The following is a 26,340-nucleotide window of genomic DNA, read 5'->3' on the forward strand; positions in this document are numbered from 1 at the left end:
AACCCTGAATCAGACGCCACTCCGGTCCGTGCGGCAGCCGCGATCGGCACCGACGTCGGACTCACCCGCCATCAGGAAACGCGTCGCCGGCGTGGACGAAGCCGCCTACTCGTGGCCGGCGCCGTCATCGCCGTTGGCGCCATCGTGGGCAGTGGATTCTCCGCCCAGTCTGCGTCGCAGGCTGCCGCGGACGAGCAAAAGAAACGCATCATTGCCACCGCAGCTCTGGCAGCCGCCACCGGCCCTCATCCCGAGCAGGCAGGCAGTCTCGACGGAGTCGTCCCGGCCCACGCCTCCGCGAGCGCCCGCACCGCCCTTGCCGGTGCCACCGGCGTGATCGCGGCGGCCCAGGGCAAGACGGATGTCTCGGCGCTCTCGAGCACCGTCGCCTCGCTCAGCGAGTACTCGCTTCTGGCTCCCGAACGAGTTTTCGATCTTGTGGAGCAGGTCACTGCCGAAGCCGAGGTCGTGAAGGCCTCGACCGCCGAGGCCGATCGCATCGCCGCGGAGCAGGCCGCGGCTGCTGGTCAGGCTGCCGCAGCTGCTCAGGCCGCCGCAGCTGCTCAGGCTGCCGCGGATGCCCAGGCGCAGGCCGCGGCCCAGGCGGCGGCTCCGAAGCCGGCAGCACCCAAGCCGGTCGCGCCCGCCCCGGCACCGCCCCGCCCCGCCGCCCCCACGAACCCCAGCGGAGCCCAGGCGATCGCCCGGGACATGATGGCGTCCAAGTACGGCTGGGGCGCCGACCAGCTCGGATGCCTGGTCAGTCTCTGGAACAAGGAGTCCGGCTGGAACGTCAACGCCTACAACGCCTCGAGCGGTGCCACCGGCATCCCGCAGGCCCTGCCCGGCAGCAAGATGGCCTCGGCCGGCGCCGACTGGGCGACCAACCCGGCCACCCAGATCTCCTGGGGTCTGAACTACATCGCGGAGCGCTACGGCGATCCCTGTGGAGCGTGGTACAAGTCGGTGGCCTCGGGCTGGTACTGATGGTCAACATCTTCGAAAAGTCATGTAGATTTTCTGCGTATTTCTAGAACTGAGATTCCATCAGTGCTAAAATCAGGGTATGGAAAACCTGGCCGATCTCAGCGACATCGAGAACTTCGACATCGAAGAGCTTGACGACGGCGGCGCGCTCGGCGTCGTGACGGCCGAAACGTCCGGTGATGCGGCTTCCCTCGATCGCAGAATGAGTGTCCTGGCCGAGCTGGTCTCCGCGGCCGCGGCCGCCGACCGACTGCTCGCCGCGGCGTCGGCGGCGCGGGCCGAGGCGGTCGACGAGGTGCGGGCCTGGTGCCTGTCCAATGAGCTTGCCGTCGAACGTGATCGCGCCCGCCGGACGGCTCGGGCCGAGGCCGTCGAACAGGGGCTCACGCCGCCTGCCGACAGCGCGGCCGACAGCGCGGTCGACAGCGGTTCGGTTTCGGCCGGCGTGGCCGGTTCCCGGTGGAACGCCCTTGAGATCGCCTACCGCACCGCGATCTCCGAACTCGCCTGTGCGTTGCACATCTCCCAGGCTTCGGCCTCCAATCTGATGGCGCAGAGCGAGGCGCTCACCGGCACGTTCACCGCCAGCCGCAATGCCCTCGCGGCCGGCCAGATCAGTTACGCGCACGTGCGGGTCCTGATCGAGCACGCCAATTCTCTTCCGACGGCGGCCCGCGCCGCCTTCGAGGCCGAGATGCTGCCCCAGGCGAAACGGCTCACCGTGCCCCAGTTCGACCGCACGGCCCGCCGCCTGCGGGAGAAGTCGCATCCGGAGTCGATTACCGTGCGCCGCAGCAAGAGCCAGGCCGACCGCACCCTCATGTTCGAGCCGGCCGCAGACGGCATGGGGTGGCTGCACAGCTACCAGCAGCTGCCGGTTGCCCAGGCGATTTTCCACCGAGTCAACGACATGGCGGCCAGTCTGCAGGGCCCCGACGAGCACCGCACCCTGGCCCAGCTCCGAGCGGATGCCTTCGCGGCACTGGTGGTCGACGGCGTCACCCCCGCGGGGCTCGGCCGGGGCATCCGCGCCACCGTGAACGTGACGGTGCCGGTGCTCACCCTCCTCGGCCGCAGCGACGAGCCGGGTCACCTTGAGGGGTGCGGGCCGATCGACCCCGAGACGGCCCGGGAACTGGCGGCCGGAGCGCCGAGCTTTACTCGCATCCTGGTCCATCCCGAGACCGGCGTGATGCTGTCGGTCGGCCGAGATCAGTACCGGGTGCCGAAGGACCTCCGGCGGCTCCTTGTGATTCGAGACGAAACCTGTCGATTCGCCGGCTGCAACCGACCGGCGGCCCGCGCCGAGATGGACCACAACCACGAATGGCAAGAAGACGGCATCACTCGGTACGACAACCTCGCCAGCCTCTGCGCGCCCGACCACCGGTTGAAGACCCAAACCAACTGGACGGTGACCCAGTCGCCGCGCGGCGAGCTCCACTGGACCGCGCCCAGCGGTCTCCACTACAGGTCCGATCCGGCAATACCCTTCGAGCCTCCGGGCGCCGTCGACGACCCACCGCCCTTCTAGGGCCGGCGTCCAGGGTCACAATGTCTGCTGAAGCTCCCTCTCGTGCTCGCGGGAGCCCAGACCGACAAGGGCGGCTGGGCATTGGCCGGCTACGAGGAGGACAAGAAGCTGGCCGGGATCGTAACGGCCGCAGTGTTCGTGACATCCGCGATCTCCTCCGGGGTCGCGAATACGTGCAAGCCGAGGCAGGTCAGGGCGTAGCCTCAAGCCATGAAGCGCGCGCTCGCAATTGCCCTGGTGTCGGCCCAGTTCCTGCTGCTCCTGGCCCTGTCCCTCCTGCCCCACGGCACACTGTGGCCGGTGCACCTCGCCGTTGTCTTTGGCGCGATCGTGCTTGCTGTCGCCGGCGCGGTCTTCGCCGTGCTCGGCATGCTCGGCCTCGGACCGGCCCTCACCGCGAGCCCGATTCCGCGGGAACACGCGCCTCTGGTCACCACTGGTGTCTACGGTCTTGTGCGCAGCCCCATCTACACCGGTCTGATGATCTGCGGCCTTGGGCTCGTGCTGCTCGGTGCATCGGTCTGGCATCTCGTAGCCTGGCTCGCCCTCGTTCTGCTGCTGGCGGGCAAGGCACGCTGGGAAGAGCGGATGCTCGTCGCCGAGCACCCGGACTACGCCGCTTACGGCGCCCGCGCCGGCCGCTTCCTCCCCGGGATGGGCCGGCTGAAGCCGTGACGTGGTGAACCAATTCGACGGAGATTTTGGAGCACAAGTGCTTTTCGGCCGGGTTTTGAGACATTTCGGCCAGATTCTCCGTCGAATTCGTTCAGGACGCGGAGAGGAACACGACGGCTGGAACACGACGGCTGAAACACGACGGCTGAAACACGACGGCTGAAACACGACGGCTGAAACACGACGGCTAGACGAAGACCAGAACCAGCCGCACGACGACAGCCAGAATCGCGACTCCCGACAGGGCCAGCGACGCGAGCACCAGCCCTCGCCCTCGGGCGCCGGCCGGGATCACACTGAAAGCCCGCAATGAAAGGGAAAGCCCGATCAGGGCAACGAACAGCGCGGGAAACGGCAGCAGCACCGCGAGGACGACGCTGACGACCGACATCCAGAAACCCGGCACCCGGCCGGGCGTCTTCGACCAGTCCAGGTGGGGCGCACCGAGATTGAGCAGGTTGTTGCCCTCCATATTCGCGCGCGGGTCGGTCACGTGTCGCTCCTTCAGCTTGTCCTGACAGTCTCACACGCGCCACGAGCGCCTGCCCGCGTGTCGGCCCGCACGCGAGGACCGTTACCCTTGAGGAGGCCCGGGAAGGAACTTCTATATGAGCGAGCTTGCGGGTGAACTGGCGCGGGTGCGCGAAGCCTTCGACAAACCCACCCTGCGCCTGCTGGACCGCAAGTGGGCGCCGTTCGTGCTCTTCGTGTTCAAGTCCTCCTTCAGCCGCGACCGGCGCAGCGTGCGGGCCGATCTGCTGCACATTCAGGTCGACGCCTACCTTGCCGACCTGCGCTCGGTCGGCAGCGATGTGCCGGGCAAGACCGGTCGGGCCCTCTGCGTGCAGTGGATGAACGACCAGTGGCTCTACCGCGAAACGGGGGAGGGCGACGAAGAACACTACTCGCTCACCTCGCACGCACTCGAGGCGCTGCTCCTGGTCGAGAGTCTGTCCCGCGATCGGGCTTTGATCAGCGAATCCCGTCTCACCACGATCGTCGACACGGTGCGTCACCGCGCCACGCAGGCCAACCCTGATCGGGAGGAGCGCATCCGTCGCCTCGACCGGGCGATCGCCGAGAACGCCGCCGAGCGCGACCGCCTCGCAGCCGGCGGCGAGATCGCGCCCGTCTCGAACGAGCAGATGCGTGAGGGCTACGCCGACCTGGTCGACCTGATCGGCCAGCTGCCCAGCGATTTCAAACGCGTCGAGGAATCCGTCGCCGCCATGCACCGGCAGATCGTCAACGATTTCCGCGGTGAGGAACGCCCGATCAGCGAGGTACTCGACGAGTACCTCGCCAAAACGGATGCCCTGATGACCTCGACCCCGGAAGGTCGCGCCTTCGAGGGGGCCTTCACCCTGCTGCGCAACGACGACCTGCTGCGGGAGCTGGGGGACGACCTGGAGACGATCCTGCTGCATCCGTTCGCCCTCGAACTCAGCGCCACCGACCGCCGCAGCTTCATGGGCACCGTGCGCCTGATCCGCAAGGGCATCGACGACGTGCTCACCCAGCGCAACGGGCTGACGACCACCCTGCGCGAGCACATCGTCAACCACGACGTGGTCAAGGACCGCGAACTCGAACGCCTGCTGCGCGAGATCAACAAGGAACTCGCGACCTGGATGCAGACCGCCGGGCCCCGCTCCACGGTCACCGCCGAACTCATGCCGGGAACCCTCGACGCCCCGCACCTCCGCGAACGCTTCTACGACCCGGGCGCCCACCGCGCGCCGCCCGAGCTGCAGGATGTCTCCGACGACGCCCCGCCGCCACCGAGTCTCGACGAGATGCGCACGCAGGGCGGCCCGCTGCTGGGGGAGCTGCGCGACGCGATCGTGACGGCCTTCAACCACGGCGACGCCGCATCCGTCGGTGACGCCTTCAACGATCTCGACGTCACCCTGCGCCGCCCGGTCGAGATTCTGGGGATGCTTCAGATCGCCACCCAGATCGATGCGGTCAGCCGGTCCCAGACGCTCGAACGATTCGAAACCGTGCGACCCGACGGCTCCACCCGCAGCTTCGAGGTGCCCCGAATCATGCTCAGCGACGACGAAACTGCGGCGCTGTCCGCCCTGAACTACGGATCCGACAATGACTGACGAGCCCACCGCCGAGCACCCCGACATCGATATGCCCAGCTTTTCCCTTTTCGAGGGCGACGAGGGCGGACTCACCGTGGAGCAGCGTCGCACCCTGGTGCTGCTGCTGAAGCACCGCTACATCTCCGCCGCGCTGCAGCCGGCCGAATGGCAGACGCTGCTGCGCTCCCAGAGCCTGCTCAAATCGCGCCTGAACGACATGTTCCTCGATCTGCACGTCGACCTGCACTACGAGGTGGCATTCAAACGGCAGGCGGTCGCCGAGGGCGGAGACCGGTTCCCGACCCTGCTGCACGACGTGTCCTACACGCGGGAGGAGACCATTCTGCTCGTGCTGCTGCGGCAGCGGTTCCGCAGCGAGCGTGCCAACGGCCACGACATCGTTATCGTGGACCGCGACAACCTGGTGGAGAACGTCGGCCATTTCCGGCCCGAACACGCCACCGACCGGTGGGGCGACGCCCGAAAGGCCACGGCCGCCGTCGACAGCCTCGCGAAGGCGCGGGTGCTGCTGAAGACCAGCGACCCCGACCGATTCCGCATCTCCGCCGTGATCGAGGTGCTGCTGCCGGTGGAACGGCTGAGCGAACTGCTGGAGTGGCTGGTCACCCAGAACGCTGATCCCGGCCCGGATGCCACCGATCTTGACGATCTGCCTCTCCTGTCCGAAGCCCTGCCGGAGGCCCTGTCATGAACGATTCCCCGCTCTTCTATGTCGACGGCCTCACCGAAGGCACCACGCAGTGGCGCGCCGAGTCGTTCCAGATGGTGAACTGGGGCGGCTTTCAGGGCCACCACGAGGTTGCGTTCGCGCCCAGCGCCACCCTGGTGTCCGGCGCGTCCGGAACCGGCAAGAGCAGCCTGCTCGACGCCTACCTCGCCCTGATGATGCCGTCGGACACCCCCTTCAACGGCGCCTCCAACGACGCCGGCTCCGGGCGGGCGCGCAGCGCCGACCAGCGCAGCCTGATGACCTACCTCAAGGGCAAGACTGACGCCAACCGGGAGGCCGGCACGGGGGAGCTGCAGGACCAGGTGCTCCGCGGTGCCCACGAGTCCACCTGGGGTGCCGTGTCGATGACCTTCATCGACGACAACCAGCGCCGTTTCACAGTGTTACGGGCCTACTTCGTGCCCCGTGGCGCCACCCGGTTCGCCGACATCACCATGAAGATGGCCACGATCGACGGATACCTCGACCTGCGCGACCTGGCCGACGTGACCGAGTCCCGGTTCGACAAGCGCGCCCTCAAATCCCGGTTCCCCGAACTGGATGTCTTCGACACCTATGCGGCGTTCGCCCAGACCCTGTACACCCGCCTGGGCATCGGCGCCAACGGCGAGGGCGGCAAGGCGCTCAGGCTGCTCGCACGCATCCAGGCCGGCCAGCAGGTCAAGACGGTCGACGGGCTCTACAAGTCGATGGTGCTTGAGGAACCGTCCACCTACGGGGCCGCCGACAAGGCCGTTGCCCACTTCGAAGACCTCGAACGGTCCTACGGCGCCATGGTCGCCGAGGCGCAGAAGGCCAAGGTGCTGGAACGCCTGCCCGTCCTGCACCGCGTCTACGAGACGGCGACCGATAAGGCCGACCTGATCGACACCTTCGGCGTGCACCGCTCCGGCGACACGCCGTTCGTGCTGTGGCAGCTCCGCACGGAGCAGAGCCTGCTCGAGGAAGCCGCCGACGTCAACCGGGTGCAGCGGCGCGACACCCAGCTTCGCTCCACGACGGCCCGGGATGCCGAGACCGCGTTGAAAGCGCGTGTCGCCGACCTGCAGCGCCAGCAGCGTGACAACGGCGGCGACGTGCTCGTCAGCCTGCAGAACGAGCTTGGCCAGCTCACCGACAAACGCGACGACGTGGCCGCCGAGCGCTCCAAGTTCGACGAGCGCATCCGGCCTCTCGGCCTCTCCATCGACTCCGGCGACGACTTCGATCGGGCCCGCGCCGCGGCCGACGGGTTCCTGTCCGGCTTTCCCACTGCCGAAATCGACCTCGAGAACAAGAGAAGCGCGCTGCAACGCACGGCCTATCCGGTCGAGGAGAACCTCCGCACCCTGGGGCAGGAGCACCAGTTCCTGTCCGGGCGGGCGAGTCTGGTTCCCCAGCACCTGCACAGCGCACGCCTGCTGATCGCCGAGGCGTCGGGCATCCCCGCCGAGGAACTGCCCTTTGTCGCCGAACTGATCGATCTGGCCCCCGGCGAGGACGCCTGGCGCCAGGCGGCCGAGGTCACCTTGGCCTCCGTCGTGCGCGTCCTGCTCGTCGACGAGACTCGTCTGCGCGCGCTCAGCCTGGCCATCGACCCGCTCCGCATCCCCGTGCGCATCCACTTCGACGGGGTGCCGCTGCGCTCGCACGAGCAGATCGACGGTGACCCGCGCTTCGTGTCGGGAAAGCTCGTCTTCAAGGACTCGCCCTTCAGTGGCTGGGTGCGGGACCGGGTACAGGCCGCGAACCTCGACGCGGAGTGCGTCGCCACGGCCGCCGACCTCGTCGGGGACGGCCCGAGGGTCACCCCGAGTGGGCAGACCCGCAACGGTTCCCGCGGCGCCCATGGCTGGAACAGCGACCAGAAGTCGATCATCGGCTTCTCCAGCCGCACCCGCCTGCACGACATCGACGAGGAGCTGGCCCGCCTGCGGCTGGAGGCCGACAGCCTGGCGCGTGAAGCCTTTGCGCACGGGGCGAGCCTCGCCGACCTCCGGGCCCGCAGGGCCGCACACCAGTTCATCGTCGACGCGGCCTGGCCGGCCATCGACGTGCAAGCCGCGGATGTCCGCATCACTGACAAGCGGGCCGAGCGCGAGCGCGTGCTCGCCGACAGTGACGTGCTGCGCGCCCTGAAAGACGAGGAAGAGCGTCTGGCCGCCGAACTGGAAACAGCCCAGAAGCTGAAGCACGCCACGGAGGTTGCCCTGCAGGCCCTCGTCGCCGAGCAGGGCCGCTTCGTGGACCGGCAGGATGCGGTGAGCAGCCGCCTCGACCGCATCGACGGTGATCCGGAAGCCGCGCTGTCCCTGTCGGAGGAACACGCCACCCACCTCGACGCCCAGTTCGCGGCTGTCGCCGACCAGCACGACCTCGACGCGTTCGACGGGGCCATCAGGCGGCTGCGCGAGCGCCTCACCGAGCAGTCCAGTCAGGACCGGGACAGCGCCGCGGGCGCCCGCAACACCCTGATCGGCATCTTCGAGACCTTTCAGAGCCGCTGGCCCGACCCGAACATCGGCGTCTCGCTCGATTCCTACCCGAGCTACCGGGACATCCTTGACGCCGTCTACACACTCGGCTTGCACGATCGGCGCCAGGAGTGGAAGCGCCGCCTCGCGCTCTGGAGCGGCCAGGACCTGGTTCCCCTGGTCGGGGCATTCACCTCCTCCATCGAGGAAATCGAAGATCGTCTCCGTCCCATCAACGAGATCCTCACCACACTGCCGTTCGGAGCCGGGCGCGACCGCCTCAAGATCGCGTTGCGTCGCCTCCACCGCGATGACGCCACCGCGTTTCGCACGGAACTCAAGGTGCTGTCCTCCGGATCCACGGATGCCTTCACCGACGAGCAGACCGAAAGCCGGTTCACCCGGTTGCAGGCGTTCATGAACCTGATCCGCAAGTCCGCCGACGGTCCGCGCCAGGAATCCCAGCGCGATCTGCTGCTCGACGTGCGCCGGCACGTGGAGATCACCGCCGTGCGCACCACCCCGGAGGGCGTGGAAGTCAGCACCTACTCGTCGCTCGGCGGCAAGAGCGGTGGCGAGTCCCAGGAACTGGTGGCGTTCGTCGTGGGAGCCGCCCTGCGGTTCCAGCTCGGCGACGAGAGTCGCACCCGCCCGCGTTTCGCGCCGGTCTTCCTCGATGAGGGCTTCGTGAAATCGGACTCCGAGTTCGCCGGCCGTGCCGTGTCGGCGTGGAAGGGGCTGGGCTTCCAGCTCATCATCGGTTCCCCGCTCGACAAGGTCACCGCGCTTGAGCCGCACATGGAGCTGGTGCTCTCGATGACCAAGAACAACAGCACCGGGTTCTCCTACATCACGCCGCTCTCGTCGCCGGTGCGCTCGCATTAAGCTCCGCGCAGGACCCTACCGCGACAGGGGGAGCCCTGATTTCGGCAGGCCTGCACAGTAAGATTTTGTAGCGTGGCCGCAATTAAGGTGATCGTCGACGAGGGGCTCAAGATCGCGCTTTCCGCCGTCCGAATGGCGGTGAAGAACGACATCATCGTGGGCGCTCTCGGTGATCACGCCGACTACGATCCGGAACGCTACGCGGCGACCGCCCGGCACGAGCTGCACCTGCTCACCCGGCAGAACGAGCAGTACGCCCGCCGGGTCAAGGACCTGCGCACAGAGCTGACCAGGTCACGGTGGACCTCCGATCTCACGGAAGACCAGCACCACGACATCATTCAGCTCAAACTGCGCCGACGCGTGCATGAGAAGCTCGCCGAGGCCCTCGAGGCCGTGGCCGCCGACGACGACAAGGTCGCGCGTCTCGTGCGGCGGGCCCAGCGGGCCGCCAGCGACGAGGTCAGTGACGCGGTGTCGTCACGCCTGATCAGGCTGAACATCGACTGGCATGACCCCGATTACGAGGCACGGCGGGAGGCCCGCACCGAGGTGTTTCTGCACATCGACCTCGCCCTTTTGAAGCTCAAGCACGACGCCGCGTCCGACCTGTCCGCCAGCGACTACTGACTCCGGACTCAGTTGCGGGTGAAGAGCCGCGCGAAGAAGCCGGGGGTCGGGGCGTCTTTCTCGTGTCCGCGGCACCGCTGTGCACCCGGAACGCCTCGCATCACCTGGTCGACGTGCTGGCCGCACCCGGCCCAGGTCGTTTTTCCACACTTCTTACACGTGACTTGACGGCACATCCGTTGAACCCTTTCGTTGAACTCGTCCGCCCAACATACCCCATGGGGTATCACTTATGCTGCACGGCGTGCCCGCCAGGCGCGCCACGCACCGGTCGACCACAGCGCCCACGCCACGAGCACCGGCTGGAAGAGCAGGCGGATGCCACGGGACAGGTCCGAATCCAGGCCGAACGAATCGGTGGCCGTGACGAACTGGGAGATGTTGCCGGGGAAGATTGCCAGGAAGAACAGGGCCACGACCCAACCCACCTGCACCTTGCGCCTGGCCAGCAGCAGCAGCGACAGGCCCAGAGCGATCTCGACCAGGCCCGACGCAACCACGACGAAATCTCCCTCGAGCGGCAACCAGGTGGGCACCTGGGCGAGGAACGCCTCACGGTTCCAGGCGAGGTGGCTGATCCCGGCGAAGAGCAGGAATGCCCCCAGAGCCAATCGGCCGATCAAGCGGGGGATCGAGGTGCGGGGGTACGGGTGCCGGTGGCAGCGTCAGCGGTCATGAATCGACTTTAGCCGCGATCTCGGCGTCCGTTCGGGCGTTGAAGATACCCCACATGATGTGCGTCGGGCCGCTGCCGTCCCTGCCGGGCGCCGCCGCGCGGCTGATCCAACGCTCGGCGGCCGCGGTGGCGCCGAGCGCGGTCAGAGACGGCGCGATCCGGGTCTTGCGAATCTTGCCGGCCATCACGCCGCCGTCCGGCGCAAGCCTCCAGCCGCGGCTGGAGGCGAGCACCTGCCCCACCTCTTCGTCGGTGAGCCACCGGGAAAAGCTACGGCTGGGCGGGTCAATGTCGGTGAGCTTCACGTTAGTGCCACCAGTTCGGCCTCCAGGCGTTCCACATCGACCCGGTGGCAGAGTTCCGTGGCCGGTGTCATCGCGGTGGCGCTGCCGGCGGCGACGGCGGCCCGGAACGCCCGGTCCACCGGGAACCCCTGCGCGATCCGCAGCACGAACGCACCGAGAAAGCTGTCGCCGGCCCCGACGGTGCTCTGCACCGTGACCTGCGGCACCCCCAGACGGATGATCCCGCTCGCCGAGGCGAGCACGGCTCCCGCTCCGCCGAGCGTCAGCGCGACGACTTCCGCGGACCCGCGGGCGACGAGCTCGGCGGCCGCGTCGATCTTGCTCTGTTCGGTGTCGAGGGTTGCGCCGACGAGCTCTCCCAGCTCACGCCCGCTCGGTTTGACCAGGTAGACCCCCTCGTCGAGCGCGGCCGCGAGAGCGGGACCGGACGTGTCCACGATGCAGCGGGCGTCGTGCCCGTGCGCCAGACGGGTGACCCGGGCGTAGAAATCATCCGGGACTCCCGGCGGCAGGCTGCCGCTGGCGACCACATAGCCGCCGACCGGAATCGACTCTCCGACGACCGCGAGACAGGCCCGCCACTCGGTTTCACTGAGCTCGGGGCCTTCCAGCACGAAACGGAACTGCTTGCCGGTGCCAGTCTCGTCGACGGTGAAGCTCTCGCGGGTGCTGCCATGGATCGGCACCGCGATGGTCGGGATGCGTTCGGCTTCGATCAGCCGGCGGAAGGCCTCCCCGGTAGGGCCGCCCGCGGTGTACACGGCCAGGGCCTGCCCGCCGAGACGTTGCACTACCCGAGCCACGTTCACGCCGCCGCCGCCCGGGTCGAGGCGGGACCGGCCGCAGCGCATCTTGTGCTCGCTGACCACGTGCTCGGTTGACGTGCTCACGTCGAGAGCGGGGTTGATGGTGAGGGTGAGAATCGGCCGCAGCAGGGCGGCCCTGGGGGAGTCCATGGTTCCAGCGTAGGAGACTTCCCCGCACGCCTCGTGCTGGCGCGGGGTTGAGCCGATAATCGGAGCATTCGCCCCATGACAGAAAGAGGCTCCACCATGACGACCCAACTCAATCCCTACCTGGGGTTCCGGGATACGACCCGGGAAGCGATGGAGTTCTACCGGACGGTGTTCGGCGGCGAGCTGACGCTGAGCACGTTCGCCGAGTTCGAGGCGAGCGACGACAAGGCTGAGCAGGACAAGATTATGCACGCCATGCTGACCACCGACGACGGCCTGGTGCTGATGGCTTCCGACACTCCGAACCGGATGGAGTACCGTCCGGGCACCAACTATTCCGTGTCGCTCAGCGGCGACGACGAACCGGTGCTGCGCGGCTACTGGGACAAGCTCGCGGCCGGGGGCACCGTCGTCATGCCGCTCGAGCCGTCGCCGTGGGGCGACAGCTTCGGCATGTGCGTCGATAGATTCGGCGTGAGCTGGATGGTCAACATCGCCGGCGCACCCGCATAGGTCGGTGGTGGGGGGTTCGCATTCGACGCCGCGCAGATGCAGCAGCTCCTGGTGCAGGGGGAGACCAGGTCTTCGACGCGCTCACAGCCAGGTCGAAGCCGGAGCCGGGTCTACCGAGGCCCGCCACTACGATGATGCTGTGAAGCCCTTCCTGCTGCTCGCCACCCGTTCTGAGGACGAAGCCGCCGATGACGAGTACGCCGGCTTCCTCGCGGCCGGCGATCTGGAACCCGACCAGCTCCACCGGGTGCGGCTCGAGGCTGCGCCGATGCCGCCGATCGACCTGAACGGATACTCGGGCATCATCGTGGGCGGCAGCCCCTTCAACGCGAGCGATTCCGCCGAGATCAAGTCGTCCGTGCAACGCCGCGTCGAGGCCGAGTTGGCCGCCCTCCTCGACCAGGTGCTGGCCCGGGACTTCCCCTTCCTCGGTGCCTGCTACGGTGTCGGACTGCTCACCAGCCATCTGAGCGGCAGGCTGGACCGCACCTGGTCCGAGGAGGCCGGGCCGACCTGGATCTCCCTCACCGAGGCAGGCGCAGCCGACCAGCTGTTCGCCGCGCTCGTGCCCACCTTCCAGGCTTTCGTCGGGCACAAGGAGGCCTGTTCAGAGCTGCCGCCCGGCGCCGTCCTGCTGGCGACCGGGCAGAACTGTCCCGTGCAGGCGTTCCGGGTCGGCAACAACGTCTACGCGACGCAATTCCATCCGGAACTGACCAATGCCGGCATCCTGACCCGCATCCGCATCTACCGCGAGTCCGGCTACTTCGATCCCGACGCCCTGGACGACGTCATCGCGGCGATCGACGCATCCATCGTCACCGAGCCGGCCAAGCTGATGAAGGCCTTCGTCTCGCGCTTCGGCAGGTAGAGCCGGCGGGGTCCGGCGCGGGTCCGGAACCGGTCCCGGATCTAGAGTGGTCCCATGGAACTCGAACCAACCGACCGTTCTGCGGCGGCGCTGCTGGAACTGGCACGATCACTCGGGGTTGACACCTCTTTCACCGGCTGGGACGGTGCTTCACGGGCGGTCGACTTCGGCACCCTGCGTAAGGTCCTGGGTGCCCTCGGCGTTCCCGCCGGCACGCCTGCCGAGGTTGATGCGGCCCTGACCGAGCAGAGCCTCGCGCCCTGGCGCCGGCTCCTGCCTCCCGTCGTGGTGCTCCGCGCGGGCGGCGAGGCCGAGGTGCCCGTGCACGCCGGCGCAGGTTCGACGGCCCTCGTCTGGATCGTCGCCGAGGACGGCACCCGGCACGAGGTGTTGCAGACCGGGCTCTGGGAGAAACCCCGCACCGTCGACGGTCGGCCGACGAGCCGGGCGATGTTCCAAATTCCGGCCGGCCTGCCTCTGGGCTGGCATACCCTGCACGCAGAGAGCGGAGACCACACGGCGCGCTGCGGCCTCGTCGTGACCCCGCCCCGGCTCGAGACCACCCGCAACCTGGCCGGGCATCGCGACTGGGGTTTGATGGCCCAGCTCTACTCGGCGCGCTCCTCCCGGAGCTGGGGGATCGGCGACTTCGCCGACCTTGCCGACCTGGCCGCCATCTCCGGCTCCCAGTACGGAGCCGACTTCGTCCTGGTCAATCCGCTGCACGCGTCCGAGCCCGCCCCGCCGGTCGAGCCCTCCCCCTACCTGCCGTCGAGCCGGCGCTTTTTCCACCCGCTGTACATTCGGGTCGAGGACGTGCCCGAATACGCCTACCTCGCCCCGGCGGCACGAGCCGTTGTCGAGTCCCTCGCTGACCGGCAGCACTCGGCCAACCTGGAGGCGGACCACCTCGACCGCGACTGCGCCTATGCCGCCAAACTGACCGCGCTGGAAGCCGTGCACGAGGTGCGGCCGAGCCCCTCCCGTGCCCACCGGTTCGAGGAATTCTGCGCCGAGCAGGGTCAGGGTCTGGTCGACTTCGCGCTCTGGTGCGCCCTGGCCGAGTTGTTCCCGGCGGATGCGCCGGAATGGTCGATCGAGCCGCGCGGCCCCCGCGGTCCCTTCGCCGCCGAGCACCGGAAGCAGCTCGCGGACCGCATAGAATTCCACAGCTGGCTCCAGTGGCTCTGCGACCAGCAGTTGGAGACCGCTCAACGCGCGGCGACGGATGCCGGGATGGCCATCGGCATCGTGCACGACCTCGCGGTCGGGGTGCAGTTCACCGGGTCCGACGCCTGGACCCTGCAGGGCGTTCTCGCCCCGGGCATGACCGTGGGCGCCCCGCCGGACATGTTCAACCAGCAGGGCCAGAACTGGTCGCAGCCGCCGTGGCACCCCGGCCGGCTGGCCGAGTCGGGCTACGTCGCCTACCGGGACATGCTCCGCAGTATCCTGCACCACGCCGGCGGCATCCGGGTGGACCACATTCTGGGTCTGTTCCGCCTGTGGTGGATCCCGGTCGGCGCCGGACCGGGAGAGGGCACCTACGTGCACTACGACCACGAGGCACTCATCGGCATCCTGGCCCTCGAGGCCCAGCGCGCCGGCGCCGTGGTGATCGGCGAAGACCTCGGCGTCTTCGAGCCCTGGGTGCGCGACTACCTCGCCGAACGCGGCATCTTCGGAACCTCGATCCTCTGGTTCGAACGAGACAACGGCGTGCCGCTGGCCCCCGAACGGTACCGCCAGGCCTGCCTGACCAGTGTGAACACCCACGATCTGCCTCCGACGGCCGGCTATCTCGCCGGCGACCACGTGGCCCTGCGCGAATCGCTCGGTCTGCTCGGGCGATCGGTCGAGGAAGAGCGCACCGCGGACCTTGCCGAGCAGTCCGCCATGCTGGCCGCGCTTCGTGAACGCGGCCTGCTGCCGCCGCTCGGCACCGAGCCAGCCCCGACCGTGCAGGAGACGGTTGAGGCGCTCTACGCGTACACCGCACTGACGCCCTCGTCGCTCCTTGGCGTGGCTCTGGTGGATGCGGTCGGCGAGCGCCGGACCCAGAACCAGCCCGGGACCTCGAACGAGTACCCGAACTGGCGCATCCCGCTGGCCGGCCCCGACGGAAAGTCCGTGCTCATCGACGACCTGCCCGGCAACGCCCGCTTCGCCGCCCTGGTGGACGCGATCCGCGCCACTCCCTGAAGCGCTTTATCACGCCGAGGAAGATCTTCGCGCTGTCGGCCCGAACGGCGCCGAGCTGCGGAACCTGCGGGACCTGCCGGCCCCGCGGCCGGGTGTCGTATTCCGTTTTGGGCATTTGAACCGAGGAAGATGGGACGGATGACCACCCCCCAGAGCACTACCGCCCTTCGAGGCGCGCGCGACCACCTTCTGCAGCTGCGAGACGATCATGCGCGCGCCCAGGCCGAGTTCGAGTGGCCGGATGTGGGGGCGAACTTCAACTGGGCCGTCGACTGGTTCGACGTCATCGCCGCTGGCAACGACAAGACCGCCCTGTGGATCGTGGAGGAAGATGGTCGCGAACTGACGGTGACCTTCAGTGAGATGTCGGCGCGCTCCGACCAGGTGGCCACCTGGCTGATCTCCCGGGGCGTCGGGCACGGCGACCACGTCATGCTGATGCTGGGCAACCAGGTCGAGCTCTGGGAGCTGATGCTCGCCATCATGAAAGTGGGCGCGGTCATCCTGCCCACGTCCACGGTGCTTGCGACCGGCGACCTGGCCGACCGGGTTCTGCGCGGCGGTGTGCAGCACGTCATCGCCAACGCCGGCGACGCCGCCAAGTTCGACGCGGTGCCCGGCGACTTCTCGCGCGTCTGCGTTGGTGCGGCCACCCCCGGCTGGGCCGACTACGCGGATGCCGCGCTCGTCGCGGCCGAGAAGCCCGCCGTGGTCGTGTCCTCCGACGACGCGTCCCTGATCTACTTCACCTCGGGCACCACCAGCAAGCCGAAGATGGTGGTGCACACCCAGACGTCCTATCCCGTGGGGCACCTGACCACCATGTACTGGATCGGACTCCGCCCGGACGACGTGCACCTGGCCATCAGCTCGCCCGGCTGGGGCAAGCACGCCTGGAGCAGCTTCTTCGCCCCGTGGATCGCCGAGGCCACCGTCTTCGTCTACAACTACGCCCGGTTCGACCCGTTCGCCCTCGCCGACCAGCTGCACCGCGCGAAAGTGACCACCTTCTGCGCCCCGCCGACCGTGTGGCGCATGCTGATCCAATCCGACGTCGGCGCCAAACCGGTAGGCCTGCGCGAGATCATCTCGGCCGGCGAGCCGCTCAACCCGGAGGTCATCCACCAGATCCAGCGTTCCTGGGGACTCACCATCCGGGATGGCTACGGCCAGACCGAGACCACGGCGATCGTGGGCAACGCCCCGGGTTCCGCACTTCTGGCCGGTTCGATGGGGATGCCCCTGCCGGGCGTCGCGATCACGCTGCTCGATCCCATCACCGGTGAGGAGAGCGACGAGGGCGAGATCTGCCTCGACCTGTCCCGCACCGCGGTCAACCTGATGGCCGGCTACCACGGGGATCCCGAACGCACGCGGGAGGCCGTGCGGGACGGTTACTTCCACACCGGTGATGTCGCCAGCCGCGACGCCGAAGGCTACATCACGTTCATCGGCCGCACCGACGACATCTTCAAGTCCTCCGACTACAAGGTCTCCCCGTTCGAGGTCGAGAGCGTGCTGCTGGAGCACCCGGCCGTGGCCGAGGCGGCCGTCGTGCCCGCGCCCGACGACACCCGGCTGAACATCGCCAAGGCCTACATCGCCCTGGCGGCGGGCTGGGAGTCCAACGGCGAAACGGCGCTCTCGGTGCTGCGCCACGCCCGCACCGGTCTGCCCCCGTACATGCGGGTGCGGCGGGTCGAGTTCTACGAGCTGCCCAAGACCAGTTCCGGCAAGATCCGCCGGGTCGAACTGCGCATGCGCGAGGATGCCGCGGCCGCCGAGAACACCCGGCTCCCCGGTGAGTGGCGCGACGACCAATTCCCCGAGCTCAAGCGCTGACCGGCCGTTCCGGCCGCTCACGGCAATCCGGCGGAGACCTCCAGGACGAGGCCGCGGATGGCCGCGAGCGGGATCGGCAGCCAGGAGGGTCGGTTGCGGGTCTCGTAGACGGCCTCGTAGAGGGCCTTGTCCAGCTCGAACGCGTCGAGCAGGGGCTCCTGACCGGCCAGGCTCTGGCCGGATCGCAGCGTGTAGCCGTCGAGGAACGCGTGCTGGCACGCCGCGGCCCACGCTTCGGCCGACGCCGTCTGGTCGCCGGGCGAGGACCGCTCCACCGTGCCGGCCACATAGGAGAAGGACCGCAGCATCCCGGCGATGTCCTTCAACGGCACATCCGGCTGGGTGCGATCGTCGAGGGGGCGCAGCGGTTCGCCCTCGAAATCCACCAGCACCCAGCCGCGGCCGGGGACCTCGAGGGCCTGGCCGAGGTGGAAATCGCCGTGGATGCGCTGCAGCCGGGGCCAGCAAGCCCTCTCCGCCCGCTCGAAGATCGCCTCGACGGCCGTATCGTAGCCGGTCAGGGCGGGCACCTCGGCGGCGGCGCTGCGATAGCGCTCGCGCATCCGGCCGAGTTCGGCGGCGATGACCGCGGGGGTGGCGTCGTGAGTGGGCATCACGGCGGCCAGGTCGGCGTGCACGGCTGCCGTCGCCACGCCCAGCGCCCGCGCCTGTTCGCTAAAGTCCTCCCCGGCCCCGGCCGAGGCCAGGGCGGCCCGCCAGGCATCCGGGGCGCCCGGCAGGAACTCCTGGGCGAAGACGAGATGGCCCGTGAGGGTGACCCGCGGTTGCTCCGGCTCGGTCCACTCGCCGACCACGCAGCCCACCGGTTCCGGCACGAAGTGTGAGCCGGCCCGGGCCAGGGCCGATTGCACGGACACGTCTGGATTCTCGCCGGGATGCAGCATCCGGAACACCTTGCAGATGACGGGACGAGCCGGGCGCCCGGCGGCGTCGACGCAGTCCAGGATGATCGAGGTGTTCGACTGTTCTCCGCGCAGCAGACGGCCGGCGACAACCCGGGCCGGCCGTTCGGCGGGATCTGCGCTCGAGTGGAGTTCGCCGCGAGCCCGCGCGCCGAGGTTTTCGGGCTCAGGTGAGGAGGCCTGGCGCAGGATGAAACCCAGCAGAGCGCGCCCGTAGGCCGGGTCGGCGGTGCCGTCGTAGACCGCGCTGCCGTCGGCGAGGGTGACGATGAGGCCCTGCCCGCCTGCGGGGAGGGGAGTGGTCCGCTGGGTCAGGGGCAACTGGTAGAGGGTGCGGGTCGGGGCTGCGGCATCGAAGACGAGCTCAGTGCGGATGTCCACCTCGGCTTCCTCGCTCGGAAGCACCCAGCGCCCGATGCTGACCAGTCTCGGCACACGGCCCTTGTCGGCGAACCATCGCTGCGTCGCCACCCAGTGGTTGAGGTAATCCGGAAGTGGGATTGCGCGACCGTCGACAGTCATGGCCTCAGCGTACGCCCGCGCCGACGGGAGCCGACAGCAGGGACACCACGACGGTGCCACCCTTCGTCGACTGCTCGCCGATCGGCTCGAAGCCGAGCCGGGAGTGGAACGCCAGCGACCGAGGGTTCGGAGGTGCGATGTTCACTTCGCAGAAGACCTGGCCGACCTCGGCCGCGCGGGCCGCCGCGAAAATCGCGGTGTAGAGCAGGGCGCCGAGACCCTGGTTGCGGGCCTGGTCCGACACCACGATGCGGTCCACGTAGAGGAAGGACTCCGACCGGGCGGAGAACCATCGGTAGTTCTCGCTCGCGTAGTCGGCGTCGACCCCGAACAGCACGGCGAAGCCGAGCACCTCTCCCGGCGCGTCGTCGTGCACGACCGCGAGGGCGTGGCTGCTGGCCGCGAGCAGGGCGAAGAGGCTCGCCTCGTCATGGGCGTTGACGGCAGGCACAGCGGCGTTGTTGAGTCCGAGCACCGGTGCGGCGTCGGCGGGAAGGAGATGGCGGAGCGAATAGGGCATGGGATGACGATAATCCAGGTGCCGCCTACTCGGTGACGCGCCGGCGCATCCCGTTCGCCACCAGGGCCAGGCAAAGCGCGCAGACCACGAACAGAATGCTCAGAAGCACCGGGTAACCGGCCACGGCATTGAGCCAGGCGAAGGCGACCGGCAGCAGGAAGCCGATGTAGGTGAGGCTGTAGTAGACCCCGGTGATACCCGCCAGGTCGGCCGCCGTGGAGATCTTCTGGATCTCCACGAGCCCGGCCACGATGCTCACACCGTAGGCGGCGCCGAGCACGACGGCCGTGAGGAACGCGAGCACCGGGGACAGCACGATCGCCGTGGCCACGCTGAGACCCACTCCCAGCAGCATCACGGACATCCCGACCATGAGTGCACGCCCATCGGTGACCCGGTTGATCCGAGCCACCTGCGGTTGCACGAGCGCGCCGGTGCCGAGGGTCACAACCGTGAGCAGGGTCGCGTAGGCGAGGTTGAGGCTGCCGAGTTGGTCCTGGACCAGAGTGGGCATGATCGCGTAGGCGATGCCGGCGGCGCCGAAGACCCAGGGAGCTGACGGAATGATCACGCGCACGAAGCGGCGGTGTCCGGCCAGCGGGACCGCCAGGTCCTGCCAGAAGGGCCGGTGTGCCCGGTAGCGCGGCACGGTCTCCGGGGCCCTCAGCAGGCGGGGGAGCACAAGCAGGCTGAGCACGATGTGCACGACATAAGGGGAGAGGGTCGGCATCGGCCCCCACTGCGCGAGCACTCCGGCCACCCCGGCCCCGAGCCCGAACCCGACCGTGAGGGTGAGTGAAGGCCGCCGTGCCCCTGCCGTGCGGCCGGCCTGGTTGTCGAACGGCGGGCTGGACAGTTCCTTGAGCCACGCGGTTCCCACCGCCATCGCCACGGCGACGCTCAGCCCCGCCAGCAGGCGCCCGGCGGAGAGCATGATCCCGCTTGAGAATCCCAGACCCAGCAGGATGCTGGCGAGAATTCCCAGGACGACGCCTGCCAGGGTCAAGGGTTTGCGCCCGTAGCGGTCCGAGAGTGCGCCGGCGAGCAGCAGCCCGGGGACCAGGCCCACCACGTAGAAGCCGAGGAAGAGGTCGGTCATGACGATGGAATAGTGGCCGAGCGATTCATACATGTGCAGGAGGGGCGTGAAGTGGTTCCCACCCCAAGCCATGACGAACAGGGCAGGAGCGGCGAGCTGCCAGGCGGGAACGGTACGGCGGAAAGTCATGGGTCTTTTCTGAAAAGCAGGTGCGGGAAGGTGGGGGACGGTCAGGGCGCCAGCTGCGCGTGATGACCGTCTTCGACGTGCTGGCGCAGAGCGACCTCGTAGGCGAGGGTGTCGCCGCCGCGCAGGTGGTGGGCAAGGATTCGGTGTTCGGCCACCAGACGGTCGAGGTTGCGCGGGTCGCGCAGGGCTGCCCGGTGCACGAGGCGCTCAAGCCTGGGGCCGAGCCGGGTGTAGATCCCGTCGATGACCCGGTTATGCGTCTCGTCGACGATGCGGGCATGGAACCGGTGGTCGGCCCGGGCGAACGTGAGCAGGTCGCCGGCCAGGGCGGCGTCGGACTGGACCCGAATAAGGTCCTGCAACTCGGCGTCGACGCCCGGGATGTCGTCCGGCCGCTCGCTGAGCAGGGTCACCGCCGTGTTCTCCAGCATGACGCGCACCTGTAGCAGCTCGGCCGTCTCCGTGTCGCCCAGGGCTGTGACGACCGCGCCCTTCTTGGGGAAGAGCGTCAGGAGCCCGTGAGCCTGGAGTTCGAGGAAGGCCTCCCGCACGGGGGTGCGGCTGGTGGAGAGGGCCTCGGCAATTTCGCCCTCGGTGATCAGCGAGCTTGCGGCCAAGGTGCCGGAGATGATGGCGTCGGCGACGGTCGTGTAGATCCTGTCGACGGCGGAGGGGGCCGCGGCGGGGGGCCTGGCGGCTCCGCGGGACATCGGGAGGAAGCTCATGGCTCAACCTTAGTCACACATGCACCTATCTATAAATGCATCAATGGATGCAATCTTATAAATTTCGCGTTCGGGTGGGTCTGACGGGAGTATTGTTGGAAAAGAGGGCAAGTCACACGGTGCATCGTTGCATTAGCCGGAGCCTCGTGGTCCTGCTCTCTCGGCCCGACTGCGGGAGAGACACTTTCGCGGAGGGTGTCTCGATCCCACGAGGAGAGCAATCTACATGACAATCACTGAAGGTGTTCGCAGCGGAACGGATGATGCCGGTCGGACTGACTTCGCCTCCGGCCCCTGGCAGGATTCGATCGATCTGCGCGACTTCATCCAGCGCAATTACACCCCCTACCTGGGCGACTCGAGCTTCCTTGTCGGAGCGACCGCACGCACCACGGGGATCTGGGCCAAGCTGTCCGAGATGTTCCCCGAGGAACGCCGTAAAGGCGTCTACGACGTCGACGCCACCACGCCGTCGTCCATTACGGCCCACGCTCCGGGCTACATCGACCAGGCAAACGAGGTAATCGTCGGACTGCAGACGGATGCTCCGCTCAAGCGTGCCATTATGCCTTTCGGCGGGTGGCGCATGGTTGCCACCTCGCTCGAGACCTACGGCTACCCCGTGTCTCCCGAACTTGAAAAAGTCTTCACCGATTACCGCAAGACCCACAACACCGCCGTCTTCGACGTCTACCCTCCCGGGGTCCGTCGTGCACGAAACAGCCACCTGATCACCGGACTGCCCGACGCCTACGGCCGCGGCCGTATCATCGGCGACTACCGCCGTGTCGCCCTCTACGGCGTCGATGCCCTCATCTCGGGCAAGAAGAACGACCGCGCCGAGCTCGACATGGAGCCCTCGACCGAGGACATCATTCGCGCCCGCGAGGAAAACTCGGAGCAGATCCGGGCCCTCAAGGAACTCATCCAGATGGCGGCCTCCTACGGCTCCGACATCTCCAAGCCGGCCACCACCGCGCGCGAAGCCGTGCAATGGCTCTACTTCGCCTACCTCGGCGCCGTCAAGGAACAAAACGGTGCTGCAATGTCGTTCGGCCGCAACGCGGCCTTCCTCGACACCTACATCGAGCGCGAACTCGTCGCCGGCACCCTGACCGAAGAGGGCGCCCAGGAGCTGATCGACGACCTCGTCATCAAGCTGCGCATCGTGCGCTTCCTGCGCACCCCCGAATACGACGAGATCTTCGCCGGCGACCCGACCTGGGTCACCGAGTCGCTCGCCGGCATCGGTGAAGACGGCCGCCCGCTCGTCACCAAGACCACGTTCCGTTTCCTGCAGACGCTCTACAACATCGGCGCAGCGCCCGAGCCGAACCTCACCGTTCTCTGGAGCGACGCTCTGCCCGAGGGCTTCAAGCGTTTCTGTGCGCAGGTGTCGATCGACACCTCGGCCATCCAGTTCGAGTCCGACGAGATCATCCGCGCCGAGATGGGTGACGACGCCGCGATCGCCTGCTGCGTCTCGCCCATGCGCGTCGGCAAGCAGATGCAGTTCTTCGGTGCACGCGTCAACGCCGTCAAGGCGCTGCTGTACTCGATCAACGGTGGAAAAGACGAGGTGTCCGGCAAGCAGGTTGCCCCGGCCACCACGCCGAACGCCGACGAGGTGCTTTCCTACGACACCGTCTTCCCGGCCTACCTGGAAACGCTCGAGTGGCTCGCCGAGACCTACGTCACGGCTTTGAACTGTATTCACTACATGCACGACAAGTACGCCTACGAGCGTCTCGAAATGGCGCTGCACGACAAGGAGATCATCCGCACGATGGCTTGCGGAATCGCCGGCCTGAGTGTGGTCGCCGACTCCCTGTCGGCCATCAAGTACGCCACGGTCCGCCCGGTGCGCGACGAGACCGGCCTGGTCGTCGACTACACGATCGAGGGCGAGTTCCCCCAGTTCGGCAACGATGACGACCGCGTCGACACCATCGCCGTCGACGTGATGGAGCGGTTCATGAAAATGATCCGCAAGCACCCGACCTACCGCGACGCCATCCACACCCAGTCGATCCTGACGATCACGTCCAACGTGGTCTACGGCAAGGCCACCGGCAACACGCCGGATGGTCGCCGCAAGGGCGAGTCGTTCGCTCCGGGTGCCAACCCGATGAACGGCCGCGACACCCACGGGATGCTCGCGTCGGCGCTCAGCGTCGCCAAGCTTCCCTACAGTGAAGCGCAGGACGGCATCTCGCTGACCAACACGGTGGTTCCCAGTGGTCTCGGCCACACCAAGGAAGAGCAGATCACCAGCCTGGTCGGCCTCATCGACGCGTTCACGTCGGCAACCGGTTACCACATCAACGTGAACGTGCTCAACCGCGACACTCTCGAAGACGCCATGGCGCACCCGGAGAACTACCCGCAGCTGACGATTCGCGTGTCCGGCTACGCGGTGAACTTCGTCCGCCTGACCCGCGAGCAGCAGATGGATGTCATCAGCCGCACGTTCCACTCGCACTGATCACTGATATCAACGCGGCGACGCTGAGTAGGACGAGACAATGCCAGCAGTAAACCTCGGTCTGCCCAGCGCCGGCGCGGCGATCGCCCTGGTGGACGGTTCATCCGTAAGCAGTGAACAAGCCGAACTGGCTGAACTCCACCACCTCGAAATGGAGGCGATTCACAACGGATCGGTCGCCAGTGTCCACTCGTGGGAACTGGTCACCGCCGTTGACGGTCCCGGCACGCGAATGACACTCTTCCTTTCCGGGTGTCTGCTGCGCTGCCAGTACTGCCACAACCCGGACACCTGGAAGATGAAGGATGGGTTGCTCACCACGCTGGACGACCTCGTCGCCAGGGTCAAGCGCTATAAGGGCGTCTTCGACTCGACCGGCGGAGGGCTGACCATCTCCGGTGGCGAACCGCTCATGCAGCCTGCCTTTGTGACTCGACTCTTCGAGGAGTGCCACAAGCTCGGCGTGCACACCACCCTGGACACCTCCGGGTTCCTGGGCAAGAGCGCGTCGGACACGCTGCTGGACAACCTCGACCTCGTGCTGCTCGACGTCAAGTCCGGCATCCCCGAGACGTACAAAGAGGTGACCGGCCGAGACCTCGCTCCGACGATCGCATTCGGTGACCGCCTGAGCGAGCGGAACATTCCCGTCTGGGCGCGTTTCGTTCTCGTCCCGGGTCTGACCGACGCCGTCGACAACGTCGACGCCGCCGCCGAGATCGTGTCGCGCTGGCCGAACGTGCAGCGCGTCGAGGTTCTGCCCTTCCACCAGATGGGGGAGGACAAATGGGACCGGCTGAACATTCCATACCCGCTGCACGGCTCTCATCCTCCGGATGAGGCACTGCTGGTGCGGGTGAGGGCCCAGTTCGAGGCGCGGGGCTTGACGGTCTTCTAGACGCGAATCAGACTCGAACCAGATGAGGCGTGGCATCTCTAGCGGTGCCACGCCTTTTCTGCGCAGTAAGCCAGAGGATGCCTCCTGCCAACCGCAGAAAAGCCGGAGTGGTTCGACTGATCGGCATTTGCGGGCTCGGTGGCGGACTCGCATTTCTGCTCATCGGAGGGCTGGGCCTCGTGGTTTCGATCACCGTGTTCGAGAGTCTGCCGGGCTACCCGGACATAGAACCGCTCTCCCAGAAGAGCAACACCTACGCCGCCCAGAACGACGGCACGTCCGTGCTGCTGGCCTCTTTCTACGATCAGAACCGCATCGAGGTCGACTGGGACGAGATCAGCCCCTACGCCCGGGATACCGTCATCGCCGCCACCCCCGCCCGCGAGATCAAGAAAATGCGCCTCGCAATCGGGGCGGAGAAGAAATTCCCCCAGAACGACATCCTGCACCAGTACCTCAACATCACCGGTTTCGGCGGCACCGTCTACGGCAACGAGGCCGCGGCGAACTACTACTTCGGCACGACGGCCGCAGAGCTCACCCTGCCGCAGGCCGCGAGCCTGGTGGAGATCGTGGACAACCCGGCCAAGTTCCGCCTCGACAATCCCGGCAGTGAGACCAACGGCTACCCAGTCAACAAGGCAAGCCGGGACTACATCCTGCGCGAGATGGTCGAGCAGGTGAAGATCACCGCAGCGGAATTCCAGGCTGCCGTGGCCACGCCGGTTCAACCGGCCATCCAGGGCACGTTCAACGACAGTTGTCGGGGGCCGCAGAACTATGATCTTCAGAACCGAAACCCGAGAAACGACGCCGGGGAGAGCGGCGGAAACTCCAGCGCGCTCGAGTCCACCCTCGGCTCGATCAATACGGGCTTCATCGGGATGGCGAAGAAACTGGACCTGTGCGGCATCCTTCAGACGGCCGCGGCTTTCGGAGTGCATCGCGCCGACGGCAGCCCGCTCGTGCAGACCGCGGCGGCCGTGATCGGAACGAATGAGGTGGCTCCGCTGACCATGGCCGGTGCCTTCGCGGGCATGGTCTACGCGGCGCGTCGGGTGATGACCGACAACACGGCAGCTCGACGGACAATTCCGACGACTAGGAGATTCCGGAACCGGAACCGGAACCGGAACCGGTGACGGTGACGGCGATGAGCGCTTCGTTGTGCCTGAGGAAGCCCGGCTTCCAGGGTGGGTCGAAGCGGGCGAAATAGGGTCGGCCTGCGAGCAGGAGACCCTCGCGGCTCACCGCGTCGACGAGGAGGGTGCCGTTCTGCGCGAACCTTTCCTCGCTCCAGCCGCCGTTGAAGCGGCGGGCGGCGACCGTGCGCTCGGGGACCTCCTTCGTGCTGACCTGCGCGTCGCGGGGCACGGGCACCTCCGCGGGCGGCATCCCGTCGGGGAGGACGAAGCTGACGGTGTGGCTCTGCGGGGTCGTGGTCTCCTGGATCACGGGCGCGGTCATCGCGAGGCGTGTCGAGGTCTGGTTGTTGCCGCTGATGTATTGGAAGAGCGGCCCGAAGCCGCGGTTGCCGGCCGCGGAGAAGTCCCCGGCCACCTCCACCTGCACCAGCACGGTGCGGGGATAGTGACGCAGTTCGAAGTCGGCGTACTGACGAAGCACGTCGTAGCGCTGTTTCTCGGTCATGGACACCAGTGTAAGC

The 26,340-nt window shown here is 67.7% G+C and carries 24 protein-coding genes; 15 read left to right on the top strand and 9 right to left on the bottom strand.

Features of this window, described 5'->3' with window-relative positions:
* Positions 1 to 111 precede the first annotated feature (111 nt).
* From E3O54_RS09380 to E3O54_RS09390, 4 genes are all read left to right on the top strand, one after another.
* Positions 112 to 987, top strand: coding sequence for a transglycosylase SLT domain-containing protein (locus E3O54_RS09380; RefSeq protein WP_233191432.1), 876 nt, complete (start codon positions 112 to 114; stop codon positions 985 to 987).
* Positions 988 to 1,066: 79 nt separating this feature from the next.
* Entirely contained in the window at positions 1,067 to 2,521 is a 1,455-nt protein-coding gene (locus tag E3O54_RS09385; RefSeq protein ID WP_134401465.1) for an HNH endonuclease signature motif containing protein, read from the top strand.
* Positions 2,522 to 2,563: 42 nt separating this feature from the next.
* A complete protein-coding gene (locus E3O54_RS16350) occupies positions 2,564 to 2,722 on the top strand; it encodes a hypothetical protein (protein WP_166784718.1) in 159 nt (52 codons plus the stop codon).
* Between the two features lie 9 nt (positions 2,723 to 2,731).
* Entirely contained in the window at positions 2,732 to 3,196 is a 465-nt protein-coding gene (locus E3O54_RS09390; protein WP_134401466.1) for an isoprenylcysteine carboxylmethyltransferase family protein, read from the top strand.
* Between the two features lie 187 nt (positions 3,197 to 3,383).
* Here the strand turns inward: E3O54_RS09390 and E3O54_RS09395 are convergent, their stop codons facing one another.
* Entirely contained in the window at positions 3,384 to 3,689 is a 306-nt protein-coding gene (locus E3O54_RS09395) for a hypothetical protein (protein ID WP_134342372.1), read from the bottom strand.
* Between the two features lie 115 nt (positions 3,690 to 3,804).
* Between E3O54_RS09395 and E3O54_RS09400 the strand changes: the two genes are divergently transcribed.
* From E3O54_RS09400 to E3O54_RS09415, 4 genes are all read left to right on the top strand, one after another.
* Positions 3,805 to 5,307 carry a DUF3375 domain-containing protein gene (locus E3O54_RS09400; protein WP_104101447.1) on the top strand — a complete coding sequence of 501 codons (1,503 nt, stop codon included), beginning with the start codon at positions 3,805 to 3,807 and terminating at the stop codon, positions 5,305 to 5,307.
* Positions 5,300 to 6,001, top strand: a complete 702-nt coding sequence (locus E3O54_RS09405) for a DUF4194 domain-containing protein (RefSeq protein ID WP_104101444.1) — start codon at positions 5,300 to 5,302, stop codon at positions 5,999 to 6,001. The genes E3O54_RS09400 and E3O54_RS09405 overlap by 8 nt, the downstream gene beginning before the upstream one ends.
* Complete coding sequence (locus E3O54_RS09410; protein WP_134342371.1) at positions 5,998 to 9,378, top strand: ATP-binding protein; 3,381 nt, start codon at positions 5,998 to 6,000, stop codon at positions 9,376 to 9,378. Before E3O54_RS09405 ends, E3O54_RS09410 begins: the two co-directional genes overlap by 4 nt.
* Before the next feature lie 72 nt (positions 9,379 to 9,450).
* Positions 9,451 to 10,008: a hypothetical protein gene (locus E3O54_RS09415; protein WP_134342370.1), complete on the top strand. Its 558-nt coding sequence runs from the start codon at positions 9,451 to 9,453 to the stop codon at positions 10,006 to 10,008.
* A gap of 230 nt (positions 10,009 to 10,238) precedes the next feature.
* On the opposite strand, the gene E3O54_RS09420 is transcribed toward E3O54_RS09415, so the two are convergent.
* From E3O54_RS09420 to E3O54_RS09430, 3 genes are read right to left on the bottom strand one after another with little or no spacing between them, the layout of a single operon-like run.
* Positions 10,239 to 10,631: a hypothetical protein gene (locus E3O54_RS09420; protein ID WP_370247672.1), complete on the bottom strand. Its 393-nt coding sequence runs from the start codon at positions 10,629 to 10,631 to the stop codon at positions 10,239 to 10,241.
* A 49-nt stretch (positions 10,632 to 10,680) separates the two neighbouring features.
* Positions 10,681 to 10,989 (bottom strand): hypothetical protein, encoded by a 309-nt coding sequence (locus E3O54_RS09425; protein WP_104101432.1) that lies wholly within the window; start codon positions 10,987 to 10,989, stop codon positions 10,681 to 10,683.
* Entirely contained in the window at positions 10,986 to 11,945 is a 960-nt protein-coding gene (locus E3O54_RS09430; RefSeq protein WP_174720206.1) for a 1-phosphofructokinase family hexose kinase, read from the bottom strand. Before E3O54_RS09430 ends, E3O54_RS09425 begins: the two co-directional genes overlap by 4 nt.
* A 96-nt stretch (positions 11,946 to 12,041) precedes the next feature.
* On the opposite strand from E3O54_RS09430, the gene E3O54_RS09435 reads away from it, so the two are divergent.
* The 4 genes from E3O54_RS09435 to E3O54_RS09450 all read left to right on the top strand — a co-directional run bounded on the left by E3O54_RS09435 (position 12,042) and on the right by E3O54_RS09450 (position 17,373).
* The gene (locus E3O54_RS09435) at positions 12,042 to 12,458 is read left to right on the top strand and encodes a VOC family protein (RefSeq protein ID WP_104101430.1); all 417 of its coding nucleotides are present in this window, start codon (positions 12,042 to 12,044) and stop codon (positions 12,456 to 12,458) included.
* Between the two features lie 139 nt (positions 12,459 to 12,597).
* A complete protein-coding gene (locus E3O54_RS09440) occupies positions 12,598 to 13,329 on the top strand; it encodes a glutamine amidotransferase (RefSeq protein WP_104101427.1) in 732 nt (243 codons plus the stop codon).
* Positions 13,330 to 13,383: 54 nt separating this feature from the next.
* Positions 13,384 to 15,531, top strand: coding sequence for a 4-alpha-glucanotransferase (gene malQ, locus E3O54_RS09445; protein ID WP_104101425.1), 2,148 nt, complete (start codon positions 13,384 to 13,386; stop codon positions 15,529 to 15,531).
* Positions 15,532 to 15,669: 138 nt separating this feature from the next.
* Entirely contained in the window at positions 15,670 to 17,373 is a 1,704-nt protein-coding gene (locus E3O54_RS09450) for an AMP-binding protein (protein ID WP_104101422.1), read from the top strand.
* Positions 17,374 to 17,390: 17 nt separating this feature from the next.
* Here the strand turns inward: E3O54_RS09450 and E3O54_RS09455 are convergent, their stop codons facing one another.
* The 4 genes from E3O54_RS09455 to E3O54_RS09470 are packed head-to-tail and all read right to left on the bottom strand — an operon-like array spanning position 17,391 to position 21,291.
* The gene (locus E3O54_RS09455) at positions 17,391 to 18,818 is read right to left on the bottom strand and encodes a phosphotransferase (RefSeq protein WP_104101420.1); all 1,428 of its coding nucleotides are present in this window, start codon (positions 18,816 to 18,818) and stop codon (positions 17,391 to 17,393) included.
* Between the two features lie 4 nt (positions 18,819 to 18,822).
* The gene (locus E3O54_RS09460) at positions 18,823 to 19,338 is read right to left on the bottom strand and encodes a GNAT family N-acetyltransferase (protein WP_134401468.1); all 516 of its coding nucleotides are present in this window, start codon (positions 19,336 to 19,338) and stop codon (positions 18,823 to 18,825) included.
* A 25-nt stretch (positions 19,339 to 19,363) separates the two neighbouring features.
* Positions 19,364 to 20,566 carry an MFS transporter gene (locus E3O54_RS09465; RefSeq protein WP_134401469.1) on the bottom strand — a complete coding sequence of 401 codons (1,203 nt, stop codon included), beginning with the start codon at positions 20,564 to 20,566 and terminating at the stop codon, positions 19,364 to 19,366.
* Between the two features lie 41 nt (positions 20,567 to 20,607).
* On the bottom strand, positions 20,608 to 21,291 hold the full coding sequence (locus E3O54_RS09470) for a GntR family transcriptional regulator (protein WP_104101413.1): 684 nt from the start codon (positions 21,289 to 21,291) through the stop codon (positions 20,608 to 20,610).
* Between the two features lie 226 nt (positions 21,292 to 21,517).
* Here E3O54_RS09470 and pflB point away from each other — a divergent pair, with 226 nt between their 5' ends.
* The 3 genes from pflB (at position 21,518) to E3O54_RS09485 (ending at position 25,816) form a co-directional block, all read left to right on the top strand.
* Complete coding sequence (gene pflB / locus E3O54_RS09475; RefSeq protein WP_134342363.1) at positions 21,518 to 23,776, top strand: formate C-acetyltransferase; 2,259 nt, start codon at positions 21,518 to 21,520, stop codon at positions 23,774 to 23,776.
* 40 nt (positions 23,777 to 23,816) lie between these two features.
* On the top strand, positions 23,817 to 24,674 hold the full coding sequence (gene pflA, locus E3O54_RS09480; RefSeq protein ID WP_134401470.1) for a pyruvate formate-lyase-activating protein: 858 nt from the start codon (positions 23,817 to 23,819) through the stop codon (positions 24,672 to 24,674).
* A 107-nt stretch (positions 24,675 to 24,781) separates the two neighbouring features.
* A complete protein-coding gene (locus E3O54_RS09485) occupies positions 24,782 to 25,816 on the top strand; it encodes a transglycosylase domain-containing protein (RefSeq protein ID WP_166805241.1) in 1,035 nt (344 codons plus the stop codon).
* Here the strand turns inward: E3O54_RS09485 and E3O54_RS09490 are convergent.
* Positions 25,776 to 26,324, bottom strand: a complete 549-nt coding sequence (locus E3O54_RS09490) for a heme-binding protein (RefSeq protein ID WP_134401472.1) — start codon at positions 26,322 to 26,324, stop codon at positions 25,776 to 25,778. The genes E3O54_RS09485 and E3O54_RS09490 overlap by 41 nt on opposite strands.
* Positions 26,325 to 26,340 lie beyond the last annotated feature (16 nt).

It is taken from the genome of Cryobacterium sp. TMT2-4 (assembly GCF_004402575.1).
Taxonomy (GTDB): Bacteria; Actinomycetota; Actinomycetes; order Actinomycetales; family Microbacteriaceae; genus Cryobacterium; species Cryobacterium sandaracinum.

Excerpts from the sequence above, each read along its gene's own strand:
- E3O54_RS09385 (WP_134401465.1), top strand. The coding sequence starts at position 1,067 with ATGGAAAACCTGGCCGATCTCAGCGACATCGAGAACTTCGACATCGAA.
- E3O54_RS09390 (WP_134401466.1), top strand. The coding sequence starts at position 2,732 with ATGAAGCGCGCGCTCGCAATTGCCCTGGTGTCGGCCCAGTTCCTGCTG.
- E3O54_RS09400 (WP_104101447.1), top strand. The coding sequence starts at position 3,805 with ATGAGCGAGCTTGCGGGTGAACTGGCGCGGGTGCGCGAAGCCTTCGAC.
- E3O54_RS09405 (WP_104101444.1), top strand. The coding sequence starts at position 5,300 with ATGACTGACGAGCCCACCGCCGAGCACCCCGACATCGATATGCCCAGC.
- E3O54_RS09410 (WP_134342371.1), top strand. The coding sequence starts at position 5,998 with ATGAACGATTCCCCGCTCTTCTATGTCGACGGCCTCACCGAAGGCACC.
- E3O54_RS09430 (WP_174720206.1), bottom strand. The coding sequence starts at position 11,945 with ATGGACTCCCCCAGGGCCGCCCTGCTGCGGCCGATTCTCACCCTCACC.
- E3O54_RS09435 (WP_104101430.1), top strand. The coding sequence starts at position 12,042 with ATGACGACCCAACTCAATCCCTACCTGGGGTTCCGGGATACGACCCGG.
- malQ (WP_104101425.1), top strand. The coding sequence starts at position 13,384 with ATGGAACTCGAACCAACCGACCGTTCTGCGGCGGCGCTGCTGGAACTG.
- E3O54_RS09450 (WP_104101422.1), top strand. The coding sequence starts at position 15,670 with ATGACCACCCCCCAGAGCACTACCGCCCTTCGAGGCGCGCGCGACCAC.
- E3O54_RS09455 (WP_104101420.1), bottom strand. The coding sequence starts at position 18,818 with ATGACTGTCGACGGTCGCGCAATCCCACTTCCGGATTACCTCAACCAC.
- E3O54_RS09460 (WP_134401468.1), bottom strand. The coding sequence starts at position 19,338 with ATGCCCTATTCGCTCCGCCATCTCCTTCCCGCCGACGCCGCACCGGTG.
- E3O54_RS09465 (WP_134401469.1), bottom strand. The coding sequence starts at position 20,566 with ATGACTTTCCGCCGTACCGTTCCCGCCTGGCAGCTCGCCGCTCCTGCC.
- E3O54_RS09470 (WP_104101413.1), bottom strand. The coding sequence starts at position 21,291 with ATGAGCTTCCTCCCGATGTCCCGCGGAGCCGCCAGGCCCCCCGCCGCG.
- pflB (WP_134342363.1), top strand. The coding sequence starts at position 21,518 with ATGACAATCACTGAAGGTGTTCGCAGCGGAACGGATGATGCCGGTCGG.
- pflA (WP_134401470.1), top strand. The coding sequence starts at position 23,817 with ATGCCAGCAGTAAACCTCGGTCTGCCCAGCGCCGGCGCGGCGATCGCC.
- E3O54_RS09490 (WP_134401472.1), bottom strand. The coding sequence starts at position 26,324 with ATGACCGAGAAACAGCGCTACGACGTGCTTCGTCAGTACGCCGACTTC.